Source organism: Micavibrio aeruginosavorus, assembly GCF_051245535.1.
Taxonomy (GTDB): Bacteria; Pseudomonadota; Alphaproteobacteria; order Micavibrionales; family Micavibrionaceae; genus Micavibrio; species Micavibrio aeruginosavorus_D.
This window is the reverse complement of sequence record NZ_CP195303.1, coordinates 1940247-1959543: the sequence shown is the minus strand read 5'-3', so window position 1 is coordinate 1959543 and position 19297 is coordinate 1940247. Positions and strand designations below refer to the sequence as shown.

Sequence of the window (19297 nt, the reverse complement as noted above, 5' to 3'; positions counted from 1 at the left end):
TTAGAATTTGTAGGTCATGCCGAGGGCCAGAATGCCGACGCTGCCTTCGGTCTCGGCCGTCATTCTTCCGTTCCCACGGGCAACGTCGATCGTGCCGTCTTCCACGTCAATATAGGTGGCGGCCATGTCCAGATCGATTTTTTCGTTGAAGCCATAGGTGGCGCCCAGCGATACCCATGTCCGGTCACCGTCCGGCGTGCGGCTGGTGCGGAATTCATCGGTGGTCGGGGTTTCGTCAAACTGCAAACCACCACGCACGGTCCATTGATCGTTGACCAGATATTCTGCACCAACGGCGAAGGCCCATGTGTTTTGGTAGTTCTGCACAACGGTTGAGGCCACGGCACCGCTATCACGAACGGCTTGGATTTGGTCAAAGTTGCTCCAGCCGAACCAGGTTGCTTGACCTTGCAGGGTCAGGCGGTCGGTGACTTTGTGCGCGCCACCGAGGGTCAGGTGGTCGGGCGTGTTCAATTTCGCCGAACCGCCGGATGTCACGGCTGCTACTGGTGCGCCGGCAAAGTTGGTGACTTCGATATCGCCATCCAAATCATGGTGAACTTCGGATTTATAGTTCAGGCCGAAGGTGGTTGTTTCCCACGGCTTGAATTGAATGCCCAGGCTGTAGCCATAGCCAAAATCATCACCGGACAATTTGCTGTTGCCTTCAACACCAGCACCCAGAACGACGTTGTTTTGCAGGTTGGCCGATGCGTGCTGAATGTTCATGCCGCCGCCGATGGACCATTGATCATTGATTTTATAGGCAATGGTCGGCTGGACGTCGATAACGGCCAGTTCGGTTTTGGTTGAGTCAAAACGACCGAACCATGTTGAACCATAATCACTGGCCAGACCGAACGGTGCGGTTACGCCCAGACCAACCCACAAATTGTTGGTGGCTTGATAGGTCACGAAACCATTCGGAACCGGCGTCGGGTCGTACGGGTTTCCACCTGTGCCACCCAGCGGCAGACCAGCGGCTGTACCGGCCGTTGTGCCCGTGTTTTGAACATTGGAGTATGGAATAATGACGTGTACGCCAGCCTGTGCTTGCAGGCCTTGCAGTTGTGTCATGCCGGCCGGGTTGAAATACACCGTGCTGGCATCATTCAGTGTTGTGGTGGAGCCAGAGAAGGCCGAGCCCAGACCGCGCACTGATTGTTCCTGAATGTAAAACCCGGCGGCGTTCGCGGCGGATGCGCCAACGATCAATGTGGCGGCGGCCATCAGGCTGGTGCGGATAAGCGAAAATTTTGTACGTGACATGGTCTTGGGCTCCCCTTGTTATACGGTCATAGATATTGAAATGGATGGTTCAGAATAAGCGATTCGGCGACGCGTGAAAAACGACGCGAACCGCTGAAAGATATGTTCATTCTAATGATTTTTTGCGCCTGCAACAGGATTGAGTATGCGGCAACGCATCAAGCCTTATGATATACAAAGATATGAAAAGTGATCACGCCTTGCATCGTGGTAGATGTGCGTTAAAATTCACGAATCATGACCGCGAACACATCATCACACACGTGCAATAAACACCATCGCATGCGGCGCGCGTTGCTAAAAATCGCGGTTTTGCTGGCGATTGGGTTGGTTTTATGCGCGGCGTTCATCTTCTCGCTGGATGATACGATGCTGGCCACGATCAAACATTCATTGTCGATGTGGTCGGTTCTCGTGCTGGTCGTTGCCATAAACATGGTGTCGGCGGCGGTGTTGCTGGCGCTGTATATGGCGTGGTGCTGGGTGCGGTGTGATCTCAAAAATGAATCCGAACCAGATGCTGATTCGGATTCATAAAATCTCTCAGATAATATTGGCGTGAATTACTTCACATTGTCGTTGATGGCATCGGCGATTTGTTGCGCTGTGCTGTCCGTGCCAAAAATCGCCTGCAATGCGCCGTCCGGTGCCTGCAGGTAGATATAGGATGAATGGTCCATGGTGTATTCACTCATCGTTTCATCCTGCACCTTCTGCGCATAAACGCGCCATGCGCGGGCGGCGGTGTTGATGTCATCCTGCGTGCCCGTCAATCCGATCAGGCGCGGGTGAAATTGCGCGACGTAATTTTTCATCACTGTCACTGTGTCGCGGTCCGGGTCGATGGTAATGAACACGGGCATGATTTTCTCGGCCTTGTCCGCATTGGCCAGTTTCAGCGCCGCGCTCATCTTCTGCAACTCCGTCGGGCAAATCGACGGGCAGAAGGTGAAGCCGAAATAAATCAATGTCGGGTGGCCCGCCAGATTTTTTTCCGTGAAAGGTTGACCGTTCTGATCGGTCAGCGCGAAGGGGCCGCCAATATCCGCCCCGGCGACGCCGTTGCTTTTCACTGCCGTCTGTTGCACGGGGCCGCTCGCGCTTTGGATCTGGACCAGCGCAATCACGCCGCCAATCGCAACGGCGATGATGGAAAGCAAAGCGAGGCGGGCAAGACGGTTTTTCAGCATGTCCGGATTCCTTATGTGCGGTTCCTGAATTTGTGTTTTTTAAAAAGCATGCCCATCGCTGAAATGCAAGCCATCGCGCATAAAAGTGGCCCGGGAAGGGGGTTCCCGGGCCACGAACGCGAGCAACGCTAGAAACGCAGAAGAGTGTGAGGAGCGTTCTGTTATTCTATTACAGAACGTCCAGCATTTCCGCGACCAGCGGGTGGCGCACAATGTCCACCTGCTGCAGTCGGACAACATTGATATTCGGTACGGATTCCAGACGATGGGAAATGTCTTTCAATCCAGAAATGCCATCCAGCAAATCGCTTTGATCCGGATCGCCCGTGATGACCATGGTTGAATGCCAGCCCAGACGTGACAGCAGCATTTTCAACTGCGAGTACGTGCAGTTCTGCGCCTCGTCAATCACGACGAAGGCATTGTTGAGTGTGCGTCCACGCATGAAACCAACCGGGGCGATTTCAATCGTGCCGTCCTGAATCAATTGGCGCACACGTTTTCCGCCCATACGATCACCCAGAGCGTCATACAGCGGGCGTAAGTACGGGGCCATTTTTTCGTGCATATCACCGGGCAGGAACCCCAGCGATTCACCTGCTTCCATCGCGGGGCGCGACAGAACGATGCGTTCCACGGTTCCCGCTTCCAGCGCGTCAACAGCGGCACAGATGGCCAAATAGGTTTTCCCCGTTCCCGCGGGGCCGATGGCCAGAGTCAGGCTTTTTTCCTGAATGGCTTTCATCAAAACGTCCTGACCTTCGGATCGCGGTTTGACGTTCTTTACAAATTTCTTGTCACGCGCGCGGTCGATTTCTTCATCCAGCGGGTGCCAGTCCATATCGACTGTGCTTCTTTTGTGTCCGTATCCTTCATTGTTGATGGCCTGCAGGTGAGGTTTGCTGTTTTTGCGGGCTTTCTTGGACATGGTGAACTCCTTTCAGGGGTTCAGGTGGGGGGAACGAGAAAACGCAGAAGACATGCAAAATCAACCCCGGTGCAAACAGCGCGGAGGGTGATCGGGCATTGGGGGAATCTGGGGGGAGATAGGGGGTGTGAATGAGAAGGAAGAGGTCTTGGAAAAAGGGCCGAAACCGTCTATGGCGAAGCGGATGCTTGCCGGGGGCAGGTCGGGAATGAAACCATTCAGAAGTCGAGGCATAGGCCTCCTTATCTGGGGGGTGATTCGGTCCTTAATATCTATGGTATCAGTGATTTAGCGCCCCCCAAACAGATTATTTATTTGACATAATAATAAAGTGTGTGGTACGGTCTTTTATCCTCAAAAGAGGGGGCCTTTATAAAGGTCGTCACGGTTCTGATTATAAGGTGTGCGTTATGGCGGGTGCTTTCAAAAAAGTGGGTTCGGTGTTGAGTTCAATTTTGCTCGGCGCGTCGGTGTATTCATTCACTGATGTGATCCATGATGCAGCAGGGCCGAAGGTTGATCGCTTTTTACTGCCGGATCATTTTTTCAATGAACAGAAAAAAGAAACACCACAGGGGCGCGAAGCGCTGGGCCTGCTCGCGCTGGGCACAAAATTTTCCGTCGATGCGTTGCAGAAACTGACACCCGAAGATGTGTGCCATGTGGCCAAGGCCAATGCCTTGATGAACGGCGATGCGTTGAGCGACGAAGGTCGCCATGCCGACACCTTTAATGATTGCAGCAACAGCAAAATTGATTTCTTCCGCAACGGCGCCTTGATTTCCATGGGCGCATCGATGGGCCGCGACGGCGTGGCGCGTTTGAATGATGCGGATTTGTGCCACTTGACCAGCATTGCCGAAACATTCGGTGAAACAACGGCCGCCGCGAAGAAGGCAGGCGCGGTTCCCGCGTCGGCGGATACGTTATCCTTGCTGCAATCGAAATTCAAAAATTGCGCTGATGGGCGGAGTTTGAGTGATGATGTGCTGAACCAGCATGTCCAAAACACCATCGTGTCCCAACTTTATAATCGCGCACCGTAATTATTCCTGCGCATACGAAACATAAAAAAATCCCGGCGTAACAGCCGGGATTTTTTGTTGTGTCCACCTTATCCAAGCGGAACAAAAAACCGATGCAGTCCAGAGGCAATGCGTTTGACAACATTGCGCTCAATATTGATCAAGCGCGCGGCATTGGCGGCGTCGAAATCAAAACGGCCGGGATCGTTCACAAACACAATGGCCAGCGGGTCGCGTGATTGCGGCATCGCCGTCATCATTTTATGGGCCAGGTATGTGCGGTCATCCTTGTCCATCGTGTCGTGGTTGAAATCGTGCATTTCGCTGCCCCCGGCCAATCCGGCATCGGGTGAGGCAAAGGCCACACGATCCGGGCGCAGACCCTTGTGGTCGCTATCGCGCGGGATAAAGACATGCGCTTCCAGCCCGTGATCCATCAGGTGATAAATGCGCCACTCCCCGATCTGGGCTTGCAACGTCGGTGTGACCACCTGATTAAAATCGTTGTTCTTGTTCATGCGAAATCCTCTCCACTTGTATCATAGGAGGCATTTCTTACTTTTTCGTGATGATGGTTGGACGCGCGCAAGGGACGGAAAATCAGGGGTTTTTCGCCTGCTGCGCTTCCAGTTTTTCCAGACGGGCGCGCAGATCGTCGTTCTCGGCCTTCAATTCCTGCACGGCCTTGACCAGCGGAACAACCATTGTGGCATAGCTCATGGACCGGGCGTTTTCGATGGTTTCCTTGGCCCCGTCATCAGATGTGATTTCAGTATCCGGGCCAACGCCCACCAGTTCAGGCAGAACCTGTTCCACCTCCTGCGCAAGGAAACCCATTTCCGTTTGATCTTCGGCGGCCCGGTCGCGCCATTTATAATGGACGGGGTTCAACTGCATAATCGCGGCCAACCCTTCGTTATCATTCAATGGCACGATGTCCTTTTTCAATCGCTCATCCGATGCGTTGTACCATGCACGGTTGCCACCGCATCCGTTGGCGTTGGCGGGGGCGTCGCAATAAATGCCAAATCCGGCACTGCTGCCGGAACGGCCATGGACACCGTAATTGATTCCCGTTGTGGCCGCGGCGTTGGCGGTGACGGCGCGGGAGTTCGGACTGGCCGTTGCAAATGATCCGCCAGCGGTTGTGCCGGTTGTTGAACCGGCGACGCCCAAAACGGCCGTTCCGCCATCGCTGTCATTTTCAAAAAATCCGGCATAGCTTGAGCCGCTGGTGGCCGTGGCGTTGCCATAGATGGCCTTGCCTGTTGTACTGGCCGCAACGCCATACACCCCGATGGTTGCACCGGATGTGGCGGTGGCATTGCCGATCACGGCGCGTCCCGTGGTGCTGTTATTCACACCAGCCACGCCATTGGTGGCTCCACTGGCACCAGATGCATAACCGTAAATGGCCGATGCATTGGATGTGGTGCTGGAATTTGCGCCATAAATGGCTTCGCCGGTGTTGGCCGTGTTGCTGGCGGTGACATTCAGAATTTGCCCGCTGGTCACAGAGGAGGAGGATAAGATCATCCCGTTCCCGGTGGTCAGGCTGTTCCACTGCCATGTTTGCGTGTTGGCGGCGTTGTTGATGGTGTTGGCGGCGGCCGCGGCGGTGATGGCGTTGAGGGCCAGCGATGTCTGTACACAATTCGCCCATGCCCCGCCGGAATTTTTACATTGGATCACGCCCGCATTGTCGCGGAATCCGTATCCGGTGGAACCGCGTGTGGTGCCCCAGTTAATGTACATGCTGGCGGACAGGCCGAAATCGTCGGCGGAATACAGGCCCCAGCCGCCAGCAGTGTTGGCAAAATGACCGCCATAACCCGCCGCGCTGACGGATGTGCCGGATACGCCGTATGTTGTACCGCTGGCGGCGTTGGCCACGCCGTGCACGCCGCGCCCGGATGTGCTTTCTGTCTGGCCATAAACGGCATAATTTCCACCCGTTGTCGCCGATGCATACCCGGCCACGCCTGTGCCCCCGGTGCTGGGTGATACGAAATATCCACCGTAATTCGAGCCTGTGGTGGAAGATGCAGATCCAAAAACGCCACGTCCTGTGCTGCTGAGGCTTTGGCCATATACGCCTGATGTTGTGCCTGTTGTGGCGCTGGCGTAACCCAGTGTACCAATGCCAGAGGTGCTGTTGTTGCGGCCATAAATACCGTATGTGGTTCCGCTTGATCCGGATGCTTCACCATAAATGGCCATGGCGTTTGTGCCTGTGCCCGCGTTAATGACGCCCAAGGCGCGTCCGGTGGATGATGTGTTGCTGACCGATACTCCCAAGAGGTTTCCGCTGGTCAGGGTGCTGGATCCGATTTCAAGGCCGTTTTGTGTGGTGATGCCGTTCCAGCCCCAGCTCTGGGTATGGGTGGTGTTGTTGATGGTGTTTGTTTCGGTCGCGGAGGTCAGGCTGGAGATGGCGGTGGCGCCGCCCAGATTGACCCAGCTGGTGCCGTTACAAAAATCCCACGTGGCTGATCCGTTATACCGGATGCGGCCCAATTTGGCCGTGGTGCACGACCCCGCGTCATTGCCGATTTGCAGGAGGGAGGCCCCGGCGGTGGTTTGTTCCAGCGCGTTTTGCCATGTGGTGCCGTTACAGATGAGGGTGCGGCGGGGCATTTGTTCCGGTCCGCCTGTTTCCTGAACCGCGCCATTGATTGCACAGGCATCGCCCGGCTGCGCTTCGGCAGCAAGAGCAGAGACGGCATTAAATGATAACGCCAGAACAGAAAGGGTACTCAGAACAAATAAACGAAACACACTCAACTCCATGCGGCCCGTCCCGAAGCAGGTCGTAGGGATTTACAAAAAACATGTTTGACTGAGGTGATGTGTTTTTTTTCAAAATCAAGGCGTTAAACCCTGATCTTTGGGTTAGTTTTGGACGGAAAAAGGTTTATTCGCTCGCAGCTTTTTCCAAAGCTTCGACCCGGCGGAGCAAGTCTGTATTCTGATTACGCAATTCATCATTCTCGGTTTTCAATTGCTGCACGGCCTTGACCAGCGGCACCACAACCCCGGCATAGCTCATGGATTTGGCGTGTTCGATGGTTTCGGTGGTGCCGTCAGCGGTGGTGATATTCGCATCCGGTCCCGTGCCGACCAGTTCGGGCAGAACCTGTTCCACCTCTTGGGCAATGAATCCCATTTCGCTCTGGTCACTGGCCTGTGTGTCACGCCATTTATAGTGAACGGGGTTCAGTTGCATAATGGCGTCCAACCCTTCTGCGTCCTGCAGGGGCACAACATCCTTTTTCAACCGTTCATCCGATGCGTTGTACCAGGCGCGGTTACCACCGCATCCGTTGGCGTTGGTGGCGCTGAAACAATAAATGCCATACCCGGCGGCGCTTTGTGCCCGACCATACAAGCCAAATGTGGACCCACTGCCAGCGGTGGAATAGGCATAGACGCCCGTGCCGCCGGTGCTGTCACTGTTGAAAAACCCACCATAGGTGGATCCGGTTGCGGCGGTGGCATATCCAGCGACTCCTGTGCCGTTGGTGCTGGCTGATGTGAAATAGCCACCATAATTGACTCCGCTTGTGGCCGTGGCATTGCCACCAACGCCGCGCCCTGTGGTGCTGTTGTTTTGCCCGTATGCGCCAAACGTGGTTCCCGTTGTGGCCGTGGCCACACCGTGAAGGCCAAGCCCCGCTGTGCTGTCGCTGATGCCGTACACACCATATGCCGTGCCGGTCGCGGCGGTGGAATGACCGACAACGGCGTGACCTTGGGTGCTGGCATTGACGCCATAAACGGCATACGTCACGCCCGTGGTCGCCGTAGCCGCGCCAAAAACGCCCCGGCCGCCTGTGCTGACGGTTGATCCGTAAACGCCATAGACTGTTCCGGTTGCTGCGGTGGCGGTGCCGTAAACGCCATGTCCGGCGGTGCTGTTGGTTTGACCATAGACACCGAAATTGCCTCCGGTGGCCGCGCTGCCATAACCGCGCACGCCGACGCCCGACACGCTGTCACTTTGGCCGACCACGCCGTATGTTGTGCCTGATACAGAAGAGGCGCGGCCCAGAACCCCCAGTCCGGCATTGCTGTCGTTCAAGCCATAAACGCCATATGTTGTGCCGGTGGTGGCGGTGGTAGCCCCATAAACCCCATAACCCGCATTGCTGGCATTTTCCCCAGCCACGGCGGCGGTGGTGCCGGTGGTCCCGGTGACCACGGCGCGGAGGGCGGTGGCCCCGGTGGCGGTGGCGTTTGTGATCGCGCCGATGGCATTGCCGGTGGACGCGCTGTTGGTGACGGCGGCCCCCAGCAATGTACCGGTGGTCAATGTGCTGGATCCGATTTCCAAACCGTTTTGTGTGGTGATGCCGTTCCAGCCCCAGCTCTGGGTATAGGTGGTGTTGTTGATGGTGTTTGTTTCGGTCGCGGAGGTCAGGCCGGAGATGGCGGTGGCTCCGCTCAAACCGATCCAGCTGGTGCCGTTACAAAAATCCCACGTTGCCGATCCGTTGTAACGGATACGGCCCAATTTGGCCGTGGTGCACGACCCCGCGTCATTACCGATTTGCAGGAGGGATGCGCCCGCCGTGGTTTGTTCCAGCGCGTTTTGCCACGTGGTGCCGTTACAGATGAGGGTGCGGCGAGGCATTTGTTCCGGCCCGCCCGTTTGTTGGACCGCGCCATTGATGGTACAGGCATCACCCGGCTGCGCTTCGGCGGCATGGGCGGAGGGGGCGTTGAACGATAACGCCAGAATAGAAAATGTACTCAGAACAAATAAACGAAACAAAGACTGCTCCATTCGGCCTGTCCCAAAAATTGGGCCCCGAAACCAGGTCGTCGGAATTCAATATTTTAGGCATTTCTAATGAAATGTACGGGGGTGGTCTTTCTTCAAGTTGGGGATGGGCGATCTTTGGGATAGGGCGGGCGTCCAAAAGGCGCAAAAAACCCCGCCTTTTTAAAGGGCGGGGTTTTTAAAAAATCAAGACGCGGACGTCTTAGGCTGCGGAACTGTCGCCGCCGCTGCCGCCGATTTTCTTGCCGTAATTGCCGGAGAAGACGGAATCATCAAACACATCTTCCCAGACGCCTTCGGTCGATGCGCGGGAATATTCCGTGGCGCGGTTTTCGAAGAAGTTAGCGTGTTCCGCACCGTTCAGCATGATGTCCATCCACGGCAGCGGGTTTTTATCAATCCCGAAAACCGGCTCCAGGTTCAACTGCTGCAAACGGCGGTCGCCGATATAGCGGATGTAATCCTTCACTTCCTGCGGGGTCAGGCCTTCGATCTCGCCCGATTCAAACGCCAGGTCGATGAAGTTGTCTTCGAACCCAACAATGGTGGTGCAGGATTCGGTGATTTCGCGTTTCAGCTCGTCATCCCAGATGTCTTTGTTCTCGGCAATAAACGCGTTGAACAGTTTAATCATGGACAGGCAGTGCAGCGTTTCATCACGCACCGACCATGTGACGATCTGGCCCATGCCCTTCATTTTGTTGAAGCGCGGGAAGTTCATCAGGATGGCGAAAGATGCGAACAGTTGCAGCCCTTCGGTAAACGCGCCGAACATGGCCATGGTTTTGGCGATGTCGCGGCGGGATGCCATGGATGCGCCCTGCATGTAATCGAACTTGTCCTTCATTTCTTTGTATTTCAAGAAAGCGGAATATTCGATTTCCGGCATGCCGATGGTGTCGAGCAGGTGGGAATAGGCGGCAATGTGAACCGTTTCGATGTTGGAGAACGCGGACAACATCATCTGCACTTCAACCGGGCCGAACACCTGGCTGTAATGCTTCATGTAGCAGTTGTTCACTTCGACGTCGGATTGGGTGAAGAAACGGAAAATCTGGGTCAGCAGGTTTTTCTCTGCCGGGGTCAGTTTGTTTTTCCAGTCGCGCACGTCTTCGGCCAGCGGCACTTCCTCCGGGATCCAGTGAATGCGCTGCTGCGTCAGCCACGCTTCATAGCACCAGGGGTACAAAAACGGCTTATACACATGGCGTTCCTGCAACAGGGGGGATGCGGAATTGGTCACATCGTCAATGGGCGCGCCATTGCTTGTTGGCTGGGCTGCGGTCTGGGCCATGAGGGTACTCCTTGGATCTGGCGGTTTGGATAGAAGAACAGGGATAGTTGTGACGTGATTAACCGTGGAATCCGAGTCTTTTCGCCCGCTCGTCCACAACATCACGAAAATCAATATATAGTGAATTTTTTGATAGATAAACACCATATATAGATTTTTTGGCAAAATGCGGGGATAGAACGGGGGATAAGCTGATATGGCTTTTCATAGTATCCGTGGCCCGCTATGCTCCCCGCCATGCGTATCATTTTGATCAGACATGGCGAATCCCAGGGCAACGTGGATTGGAACACCTATTCCGCCATCGGTGACCCGCATGTGCCGCTCACCGATAAAGGGTGGATGCAGGCGCATGATGCGGGCACGTTCCTGCGCGGCTGGTTCAATGATCCGGCGCGTGGCAATCGTCCGGGCCGCTGGCCGCATATCTGGCATGTCGGTGCGAATGCCGAATCGCTGGATGCCCCACGCTGGCCGCAAATTTATGTCAGCTCTTTCCTGCGCACGCGCCAGACCTTGTCCGGCCTCCTGACCGGGATGGGCGATGATGCGCTGGTCGGTGAACGCGTTATTCGCGAAGACGCCCGTATTGTCGAACATAGCTTCGGCGCGATGGCTTATGTTGATGCGCAAAAGGGCTTCCTGCGCCGTAAATTTGCTCAGGCCCTCGCCGCCTTGTCGGCGCAAGTCTATAAACACAGCCCGTATCTGTCCTATCCCCCCTTCGGTGAATCACCGATGGCGGTGCAAATGCGCGTGTCCGATTTTATCGGCAGCCTGCACCGCGCGCACGCGAAAGATGAAACAGACAATGACGTGATGATCGTCGCCCATGGTGGCACGATCAAGGCGTTTATGATGCGCTGGTTCCATTTACCACTGTCGGCGTATGAAGACATCAATACGCCGGGCAATTGCGACGTGTTCGTGATCGAAAAACCCGATCCAGCCCAATGCAACGGCAACAACAACCCCACCTGGACCATTACGCGTATTTATGATGGTGAGGGGCGCGTGGCGGCGAACAATGACCCGCTGTCAAAGGTGAAATTATTCGCCAACGACCATTTACCGCCGTTCCCGAATCATTTGAAACGCGGACCGGGCGGCGTTTAATTTCGAAATTAAGGGCAGCCTACAATGACGGAGCGCATGACCTGTGTTGTTCCGGTGAGTGACGTGGCAACAAATGTATCGTTGCCATGCGCGATGGTTTTCCAAGTGCTGGCCGCGGCGGCGGTGCGCGATGTCCAGTTGATGCCATCGGGCGATGTCATGATGCGGTTTGTGCCATCGCTGGAAACCGCAACGAACAACCCACTGCCATAGGTTACATCGTACCATGTATTTTGTGCCGCAGCGGCGCGCGATGTCCAGTTGATACCATCGGGGGACGTCATGACGCGGTTTGTTCCACCCCAGGACAGCGCAACAAACAGACCGTTACCGTGAGTCACGGCCCACCACGTGTTGGCTTCTGGTTCGGTGCGCAGAGTCCAGTTAATGCCATCGGGTGATGACATGATTTTGTTCGTTCCGGTGTTGGCAACGGCTACAAACATGCCGTTGCCATAGGTCACGGCGCGCCATGCATTTGTTCCCGGCGCGGCTCGCGCGGTCCAATTGATGCCGTCTGGTGATGTCATGATGCGATTTGTGCCGCCATAGGCGACGGCCACAAATAATCCGTTGCCGTAGGTCACCGAAAACCAGTTGCTTGATTCCGGTGATGTTCGCGTGGTCCAGTTGATGCCATCGGGGGATGTCATGATGCGGTTGGTGGTCCCTGTCGCTGATATGGCCACAAAAAGTCCGTTGCCATAGATGACGGAGTTCCAACCAGATGTTTCATCGGCCGATGTATGTGCGGTCCATGTCGCGCCGTCGGTTGATGTCATGACGCGGTTTGACCCTGTCGCGGCCGTGGCGACAAATTTACCGTTGCCATACGCGATATCATACCATTGTTGTGATGCTGTGGCGTTATGGCCTGTCCATGTTTCCGGACCGCTGGGGCAGCATTTCCACCCGGATGATGTCTGGGCCAGTCCTTGCCCAACAGAGCAATTCGGAATCGATCCGAATGTGGACCATGTATTATTGTAACAATAATGCCATGCATTCCCCGCACTGTCGTACCGCAACCGTCCGTCTTTTGTGCTGTCGCATGCGCCGGAATCATAATCATTCTGGAACAATGTGCGGCCTGTGTTTGCCGTTTCCTGTACCGCCTGCCATGTTGATCCGTTACAGATCAGAAGCCGCCCCGGAATTTGTTCCGGCCCGCCGGTCCAACTGGATGTGCCCGCCCCGGAACACGCCGCACCGGGTTGGGCTTCCTGTGCGTGGGCTATGCTGTTCAAAGAGAGCGCCAGCAGGAAGACAATCATGGCAAAAACGTATTTCATGGTGTTGTCCTGATTGTTAAGGGCATGGTGTGATGGGGGCCGTCATAACCTCGCCCGCGCCACCTAAGGCCAGAGCCAATGTATCACTGGCGGTGACGCGGTAGAAATCTTCGGATGGGGATGTGCGTGGTGTCCATGTGACGCCATCGGGGGATGTGGCAACGGAATATATTTGGTTGATTGTAACGGCAATGAACTGTCCACCGCCATAGGCCACACCATTCCATTCGTCACTTGGTATGCTCCGTGTTGTCCATGTGATGCCATCCGTGGATGTCATGGCGCGGTCTGTTGCTCCGCTGTCCGCAACGGCAACGAAGGTGCCGTTGCCATACGCCAAAGACCTCCAATTCGCATCCGGCACTGTGCGGGTTGTCCAGTTGATGCCATCGGGCGATGTCATGGCGATATTGCCGGGTGTTGTGCCGATCGCGACAAAAACGCCGTTTCCATACTCAACATTATACCATTCGCCGCTTGTCCCCGTTCGCTCGGTCCAGGTAACGCCATCTGGTGACGTCATGACTTCTGCCCCACCATAACCAACCGCAACGAAAAGGCCGCCTCCATATGTAACGCTTGACCAATATCCTGTGGGGCCTGTTTGCTCGGTCCATGTGATGGCATCGGGTGATGTGCTGATGCTCGTATTAAAGTTGTCCCCACCTACGGCAACAAATTTTCCATTGGCATAAATTGCGTCTAGATACGGCCATGAGAGATCCGGGTTGGCCGGGTCTCTTCCCGTCCATGTGACCCCGTCTGGTGATGTCAAAAGGTGATTGGAACCAGAAAAAGACATGCCCGTGACAATAAAAAGACCATTGCCGTAAGCCAGCCCCAAAGGGTAGTAATCCACGCCCGCACCCGGCAAGTCGGATTGTTGCGTCCACGTTGCTGCGCCATCCGGGCAACACCCCCACCCCGATCCGGTCATTACATAGCCTTGTCCGACCGCGCAGGTGGGCAGGGTGGTGAAATCCGTCCATGCGTTGCTGCGGCAATAAGACCATAAATTCGTTGTGTCGTTAAAGCGCAGGCGGCCTTCCTTCGCGGCGGTGCAACTGCCCGTGTCGTTATCAATCTGGAACAGGGTTTTACCATCTGTAGCTTGTTCCAAAAACGTGCGCCATGTCGACCCGTTACAAATCATCACGCGGCGCGGCATCTGTTCCGGCCCACCGGTTTCAACAATTTTCCCACTGGGGGTACACGCCGCGCCGGGTTGCTCTTCCTGCGCGCGTGTCGACGTTGTTGGCAGTGCCAGTGCCAGTGTGATGAAAAGGATCAAGCTGAGTCTGGTTGTGTGTTTCATTTTTTCATTCTGACGATTACGGACATGGCGTATCAAGGGATCGGGCGACGCGATTTGTACCGTCATAAGATATGGCGGTAAAGGCGCCGTTGGCGTGTACGGCATCGCGCCATATGTTCTGTTCGATGCTTGTGTTTGTTGTCCAGCTAATCCCGTCCGAAGATGTCATGGCTCTATTCGTGCCACTTTGCGCCAATCCAAGAAATTTCCCATTGCCGTATGTAAGAGAAACCCATCCGTTTGATGATGATGGCGGTATACGGCCCGTCCACGTGATGCCGTCGGGTGATGTCATCATTTTCTGTGTGCCACCACCTGCGGAAACGGCAACATACATTCCATTGCCGTATATAACGGATATCCATGGGTTTGGTTGTGGCATGGATCGCCCGGTCCACGAAATGCCATCGGGCGAGGTGTAGAGAGCGGCGTTCCCGATCACAACAAATAACCCGTTTCCATACGCAACATCATAAAGCGAATTTGACCCAAGGGGTCGCGCGGTCCATGTGATCCCATCGGGTGAAGTCATGGCGCGGTTTGTTCCATCGCCAGCAACGGCGACAAACAATCCGTTACCAAAAGCGATGCCTTGCCAGCCATTAGCCTCTGGCGGGGTGCGGGCCGTCCATGTGATGCCGTCCGGTGAAGTCATGACGCGATTTGTTCCGCTCCATGCAACAGCGACAAACAATCCGTTACCAAAGGCTACGTCATCCCAGGAATTGGCTTCCGCCGCCGCGCGGATTGTCCATGTTATGCCATCGGATGAAGTCATGACGCGGTTTAGCCCGCTGCCAGAGCTTGCCACCGCAACATATATTCCATTGCCATAGGTGACAGCGTTCCATTGGTTTGCGGCTGCTGCGGAATGCGCGGTCCACACTGTCCCGTTGCCTTTAGGGCAGCATTCCGGCGCGGATGCGCCTTGCATAAGGCTTTGTCCAACTTCACAAGTGGCAAGCCCCAAATTTTTCCATGTGCTGGCATGGCAATAAGACCATTTGTCTGTGCTGGTGTTGAATCGCAAACGGCCCAGTTTTATTGCGTTACAAGCCGCCGCATCATTGCCAACGCGGAATAATGTTCGCCCTGTTGTGGTGCGTTCGTCCGATAATGTCCATGTCGATCCGTTACACACCAACGTGCGGTATGGAATCTGGTCCGGGCCGGATGTGCGCACGGTTTGCCCTGCGGCGGTGCAGGCATCACCCGGCTGTTCCCCTGCGGCCCATGCTGGGTGGGTGGGGATCAGGGCGGACAGAATAATGACGGCGGACAGGATCGCTTTTCTCATCGCGGTTTATTCCTGCGCTTTCAAGGCTTCAATTTCGGCTTTCAGGGCCTCAATCTCTTTCTGCTGCTCCTTGATAGCCTCGACCAGCGGGGCGATCAATCCGGTGTAATTCATCGACAATGTGCCATCTTCATCGTTGGCTTTGTGGACCAGGTCGGGATAAATTTTCTGCACCTCCTGCGCCGAAAAACCATATTCGGTGTCGTGCGCGGTGCTGTCCTTCATGGTGAAGGAAATGCCCTGAAGCTGGGTAATTTTCTCTAAAGAAGACTCCAGCGGTGTGACGTTGTCCTTCAGGCGAATGTCCGACATATCCCGCAATACGCCAGTATATTCAATATCGCCCGCCGCGTGCAGGGCAACGCCCGTGGACGTATTGGTGAAATATCCGCCATATCCAGCGGAGCTGGCGGAGGTACCATAGACGCCATAGGTGGTGCCACTCGCTGCGGCTGCGGTGCCGCGTACACCGGTCCCGGTGGTGCTGACAACATAGCCCTGTACGCCGTTGGTTGATCCCGTGACGGCGGTGGCATTACCGAATACTCCGGTGCCGCTGGTGCTGCTGACCTCACCCAAAACACCCCGTGTTGCACCTGATGTGTGGCCCGCTCTTCCTTTAACGCCAACGCCAGAGGATGCGCCGGTGCCCGTATAGCCTTCTATGCCCGTCCCGTTTGTACTGGCGGCGGTTCCGTAAATGCCAACGGTGCTTCCGCTTAAGCCACTAGCGCTAGCATAAATGACGTTGGAAAAGTTTTGTGTTGAGTTTGAGCTGACCCTCAAAACTTTACCGTTTGCGGCAGCGTTTGAATTCGAAATGCTCAGCAGGTCGCCGGAGGTGAGGGACGAAGACGATATGGCCATCCCGGTCCCTGTCGTCAAACTGTTCCATTGCCATGTTTGTGTGTTGGCGGCGTTGTTGATTGTGTTGGTGGCCGTTGCGGCGGTCAGGTCGGACAATGCTGCTCCACCCCCACCCAATGCGCTCCAGCCTCCTGCCGTGGCGCAAACTTCGAACGTGTCGGAGGCGGCGAGGTATTGAATCGATCCTTCGCGGCTGGCATCGCACGCTTCGCCGCCACTGCCGATTTTCAATGTACCGTCGATTTCCAGTTCCGTATCCGCGACCAAATTCGTGGCGGGAATGGTGGAATCAATCACCATTTTACCGCCCAGCAGGCTCATCTGGTTGGCGGTGGACAGAACCAGCCCATCCTGATCGCCCATGAAAATACCCATGGATTGGATCCCGGTGACCCGGGACGGGGTTGTTATGGTGACGGCATTATCAATCAGACCGAAGGCGAGCGATCCATCGCCCTGTCCGCTTCCGGCTGTACCATTCCCGACTGTAACTTGATTCCCCAAGGCCGTGGCGAATTCGCCGCTGGCAATTGTTTTCCACCCCATTGTTGTGCTGCTACCGCCGCTCGCGGTTGTGTTGACACCCATCGCGGTGGCACCGTATCCGGTGGCAACGGTTGACGCTCCAAGTGTTGTACTATTGTCGCCGCTGGCATACGTTGTGTTGCCTAGCGCTGTGCTTGTATCACCGCTGGCGAACGTTCCCCAGCCGGACGCAAAGCTATAATTTCCAATATTGGCGTTATCCCATTCTCCGAGCGCGCTTGTTGTTCCTGCCCGAAAAGCCGATTTTTGGGTGTCGAAGAACAGTTTTGTCCCTGCGCCAGAGATTGGGGCGCTGGCCGTGCCTGTATATGTTCCAGTGAGCAGTAAATCGCCATCCGCCATCAGTTTGAACGTGGACGATGCGCCGAAATCGCCACCAGAATTAAACTGAATCTCCCGGTCGGCCCCGGCGGCGGAACCACCGCCCGCGCAGGATTCCCATGCACCACCCGAATTTTTACATTCGATGATGCCAGCGTTGTCACGGATACCGTACCCAGTGCTGCCGCGCGTTGCGCCCCAGTTGAGGTACATGCTGGCGGCGAGGCCGATATCGTCGGCGGAATAGATCCCCCACCCACCACTGGCGTGCGTGTTGGTGAAATACCCGCCATAGCCGGTGGTGCTGGCCGCTTGGCCATAGACGCCATAATTCGCGCCACTGCCTGCCATGTTGCGACCATATACACCGTATCCTGTCGTTGCGACGCTCAGGCCATAAACACCGACCCCGGATCCCCCACTTCCTGTTGCCTCACCGAACACGCCATAACCAGCGCTGCTAAAATTCGACCCGTATATGGCGTAGCTACTCCCGGTGGCTCCGCCCATTGTCGCTTTGATGGTTGCGACGTTCGAACCAATGCTATTGCTTGTCGCGTAAATCGCGTTACCGTTTGCGGCGGAATTTGATGCCGTAACGGACAATATGTTGCCGCTGGTTATGGATGATGATCCCAACGCCAAACCATTGCCCGTTGTCAGTGTGTCCCAATTCCAGTTTTGGGCAAAGTTGGCATTGGCGATGGTGTTGGTTGCCGTTGCTGCGGTCAGAGCGGACAGGGATGCACCACCACCCATCGCGCTCCAGCTTCCTGCCGTCGCGCAAACCTGAAATGTGTCGGATGCGGCGAGGTATTGGATCGATCCTTCGCGGTTGGCATCACACGCTTCGCCGCCACTGCCGATTTTCAATGTGCCATCGATTTCCAGTTCCGTATCCGCGACCAGATTCGTGGCGGGAATGGTGGAATCAATCACCATTTTGCCGCCCAACAGACTCATTTGGTTGGCGGTGGACAGGACCAGCCCATCCTGATCGCCCATGAAAATTCCCATGGATTGGATCCCGGTGACTTGGGGGGCGGTGGTAATTGTAACGGCATCATCGACCAATCCGATAGCGAGCGCCCCGTCGCCTTGACCACTGCCTGCGGTGCCATTACCGGCGGTTGCGAGGCTTCCGATGGATACGCTGCGGCTTCCACTCGCTGTGGCATATGTGCCAAGAGCAAGGGAGTATGCTCCTGATGCTATGCTTGTCGTTCCCATGCCGATTGCGTTGGTTCCAGATGCGGTTGGGTTGTTACCAATCGAAACGCTTCCTATTCCACTGGCTGTGGGAGTGAATCCTATGGCAGTGCTTGCGATTCCGTTGGCCAAGGCGTCATAGCCCATGGCGGTACTGTAGCTACCGATATTGGCGCTGTCCCATTTGTTCCCAGAAACTTCTCCGGCGCGGAAGGCGGCTGTCTGCGTATCAAAAAACAAACGTGTGCCCGCGCCAGTAACGGGCACACTGGCCGTACCTGTATATGTTCCGGTGAGTAGCAAATCCCCATCCGCCATCAATTTAAATGTGCTGGATGCGCCAAGGGTGCCGCTGCTGTTAAATTGAATGTCTCTGTTGGAACCTGCGGCGGATGTGCTACCTCCGCCCAATGCGGCCCATGATGTTCCGTTGCAATATTCCCACGTCGATGTGCCGTTATAGCGGATGCGGCCCAGTTTGGCCGTAGTGCAGGACCCGGCATCGTTGCCGATTTGCAGGAGGGACGCGCCAGCGGTGGTTTGTTCCAATGCGCTTTGCCATGTCGTGCCGTTACACATCAGCATGCGGCGGGGCATTTGTTCGGGACCGCCGGTGGAGCGCACGGCACCGTTGGTGGTGCACGCATCGCCCGGCTGGGTTTCCTGCGCATATGCGGATTGCGGTAAAATGAAAAGCGCGGCACTGGCCAAAGCAAGCAGCACAAAACGACTTTGCATCAAAAATATCCCCCCGGAATGTCCGCACCGGCAAAATAACCGGTGCGTTTAAACGGGGACGGTGCAGTCGTGCTTTGAAAAATCCGTTTGAGGTCAGCGTCGGGGCC

The 19297-nt window shown here is 55.6% G+C and carries 14 protein-coding genes; 3 read left to right on the top strand and 11 right to left on the bottom strand.

Annotated elements, in window-relative coordinates; genetic code table 11:
- Window positions 1–1269, bottom strand: coding sequence for an OmpP1/FadL family transporter (locus tag ACSC94_RS09525; protein WP_435640602.1), 1269 nt, complete (start codon window positions 1267–1269; stop codon window positions 1–3).
- Between the two features lie 237 nt (window positions 1270–1506).
- On the opposite strand from ACSC94_RS09525, the gene ACSC94_RS09520 reads away from it, so the two are divergent.
- Window positions 1507–1806 carry a hypothetical protein gene (locus tag ACSC94_RS09520; protein WP_435640601.1) on the top strand — a complete coding sequence of 100 codons (300 nt, stop codon included), beginning with the start codon at window positions 1507–1509 and terminating at the stop codon, window positions 1804–1806.
- 26 nt (window positions 1807–1832) lie between these two features.
- Here the strand turns inward: ACSC94_RS09520 and ACSC94_RS09515 are convergent, their stop codons facing one another.
- Both ACSC94_RS09515 and ACSC94_RS09510 read right to left on the bottom strand, forming a co-directional pair.
- On the bottom strand, window positions 1833–2459 hold the full coding sequence (locus ACSC94_RS09515; RefSeq protein WP_435640600.1) for an SCO family protein: 627 nt from the start codon (window positions 2457–2459) through the stop codon (window positions 1833–1835).
- Between the two features lie 169 nt (window positions 2460–2628).
- Window positions 2629–3387, bottom strand: coding sequence for a PhoH family protein (locus ACSC94_RS09510; protein WP_435640599.1), 759 nt, complete (start codon window positions 3385–3387; stop codon window positions 2629–2631).
- A 410-nt stretch (window positions 3388–3797) separates the two neighbouring features.
- On the opposite strand from ACSC94_RS09510, the gene ACSC94_RS09505 reads away from it, so the two are divergent.
- Entirely contained in the window at window positions 3798–4433 is a 636-nt protein-coding gene (locus tag ACSC94_RS09505) for a hypothetical protein (protein WP_435640598.1), read from the top strand.
- Between the two features lie 68 nt (window positions 4434–4501).
- Here the strand turns inward: ACSC94_RS09505 and ACSC94_RS09500 are convergent, their stop codons facing one another.
- The 4 genes from ACSC94_RS09500 to ACSC94_RS09485 form a co-directional block, all read right to left on the bottom strand.
- The gene (locus tag ACSC94_RS09500; RefSeq protein WP_435640597.1) at window positions 4502–4930 is read right to left on the bottom strand and encodes a hypothetical protein; all 429 of its coding nucleotides are present in this window, start codon (window positions 4928–4930) and stop codon (window positions 4502–4504) included.
- A gap of 82 nt (window positions 4931–5012) precedes the next feature.
- A complete protein-coding gene (locus ACSC94_RS09495; protein WP_435640596.1) occupies window positions 5013–7190 on the bottom strand; it encodes a tail fiber domain-containing protein in 2178 nt (725 codons plus the stop codon).
- A 136-nt stretch (window positions 7191–7326) separates the two neighbouring features.
- Window positions 7327–9186 carry a tail fiber domain-containing protein gene (locus ACSC94_RS09490; RefSeq protein ID WP_435640595.1) on the bottom strand — a complete coding sequence of 620 codons (1860 nt, stop codon included), beginning with the start codon at window positions 9184–9186 and terminating at the stop codon, window positions 7327–7329.
- A 211-nt stretch (window positions 9187–9397) separates the two neighbouring features.
- Window positions 9398–10489: a ribonucleotide-diphosphate reductase subunit beta gene (locus ACSC94_RS09485; protein WP_435640594.1), complete on the bottom strand. Its 1092-nt coding sequence runs from the start codon at window positions 10487–10489 to the stop codon at window positions 9398–9400.
- Window positions 10490–10726: 237 nt separating this feature from the next.
- Here ACSC94_RS09485 and ACSC94_RS09480 point away from each other — a divergent pair, with 237 nt between their 5' ends.
- On the top strand, window positions 10727–11605 hold the full coding sequence (locus ACSC94_RS09480) for a histidine phosphatase family protein (RefSeq protein WP_435640593.1): 879 nt from the start codon (window positions 10727–10729) through the stop codon (window positions 11603–11605).
- Window positions 11606–11613: 8 nt separating this feature from the next.
- Here the strand turns inward: ACSC94_RS09480 and ACSC94_RS09475 are convergent, their stop codons facing one another.
- Genes ACSC94_RS09475 through ACSC94_RS09460 form a run of 4 tightly spaced genes read right to left on the bottom strand, consistent with a single transcriptional unit; the run spans window position 11614 to window position 19190 of the window.
- On the bottom strand, window positions 11614–12897 hold the full coding sequence (locus ACSC94_RS09475; protein WP_435640592.1) for a hypothetical protein: 1284 nt from the start codon (window positions 12895–12897) through the stop codon (window positions 11614–11616).
- A 16-nt stretch (window positions 12898–12913) separates the two neighbouring features.
- The gene (locus ACSC94_RS09470) at window positions 12914–14212 is read right to left on the bottom strand and encodes a hypothetical protein (RefSeq protein WP_435640591.1); all 1299 of its coding nucleotides are present in this window, start codon (window positions 14210–14212) and stop codon (window positions 12914–12916) included.
- A 16-nt stretch (window positions 14213–14228) separates the two neighbouring features.
- On the bottom strand, window positions 14229–15509 hold the full coding sequence (locus ACSC94_RS09465) for a hypothetical protein (RefSeq protein ID WP_435640590.1): 1281 nt from the start codon (window positions 15507–15509) through the stop codon (window positions 14229–14231).
- A gap of 6 nt (window positions 15510–15515) precedes the next feature.
- Window positions 15516–19190 (bottom strand): tail fiber domain-containing protein, encoded by a 3675-nt coding sequence (locus ACSC94_RS09460; protein WP_435640589.1) that lies wholly within the window; start codon window positions 19188–19190, stop codon window positions 15516–15518.
- Between the last annotated feature and the right edge of the window lie 107 nt (window positions 19191–19297).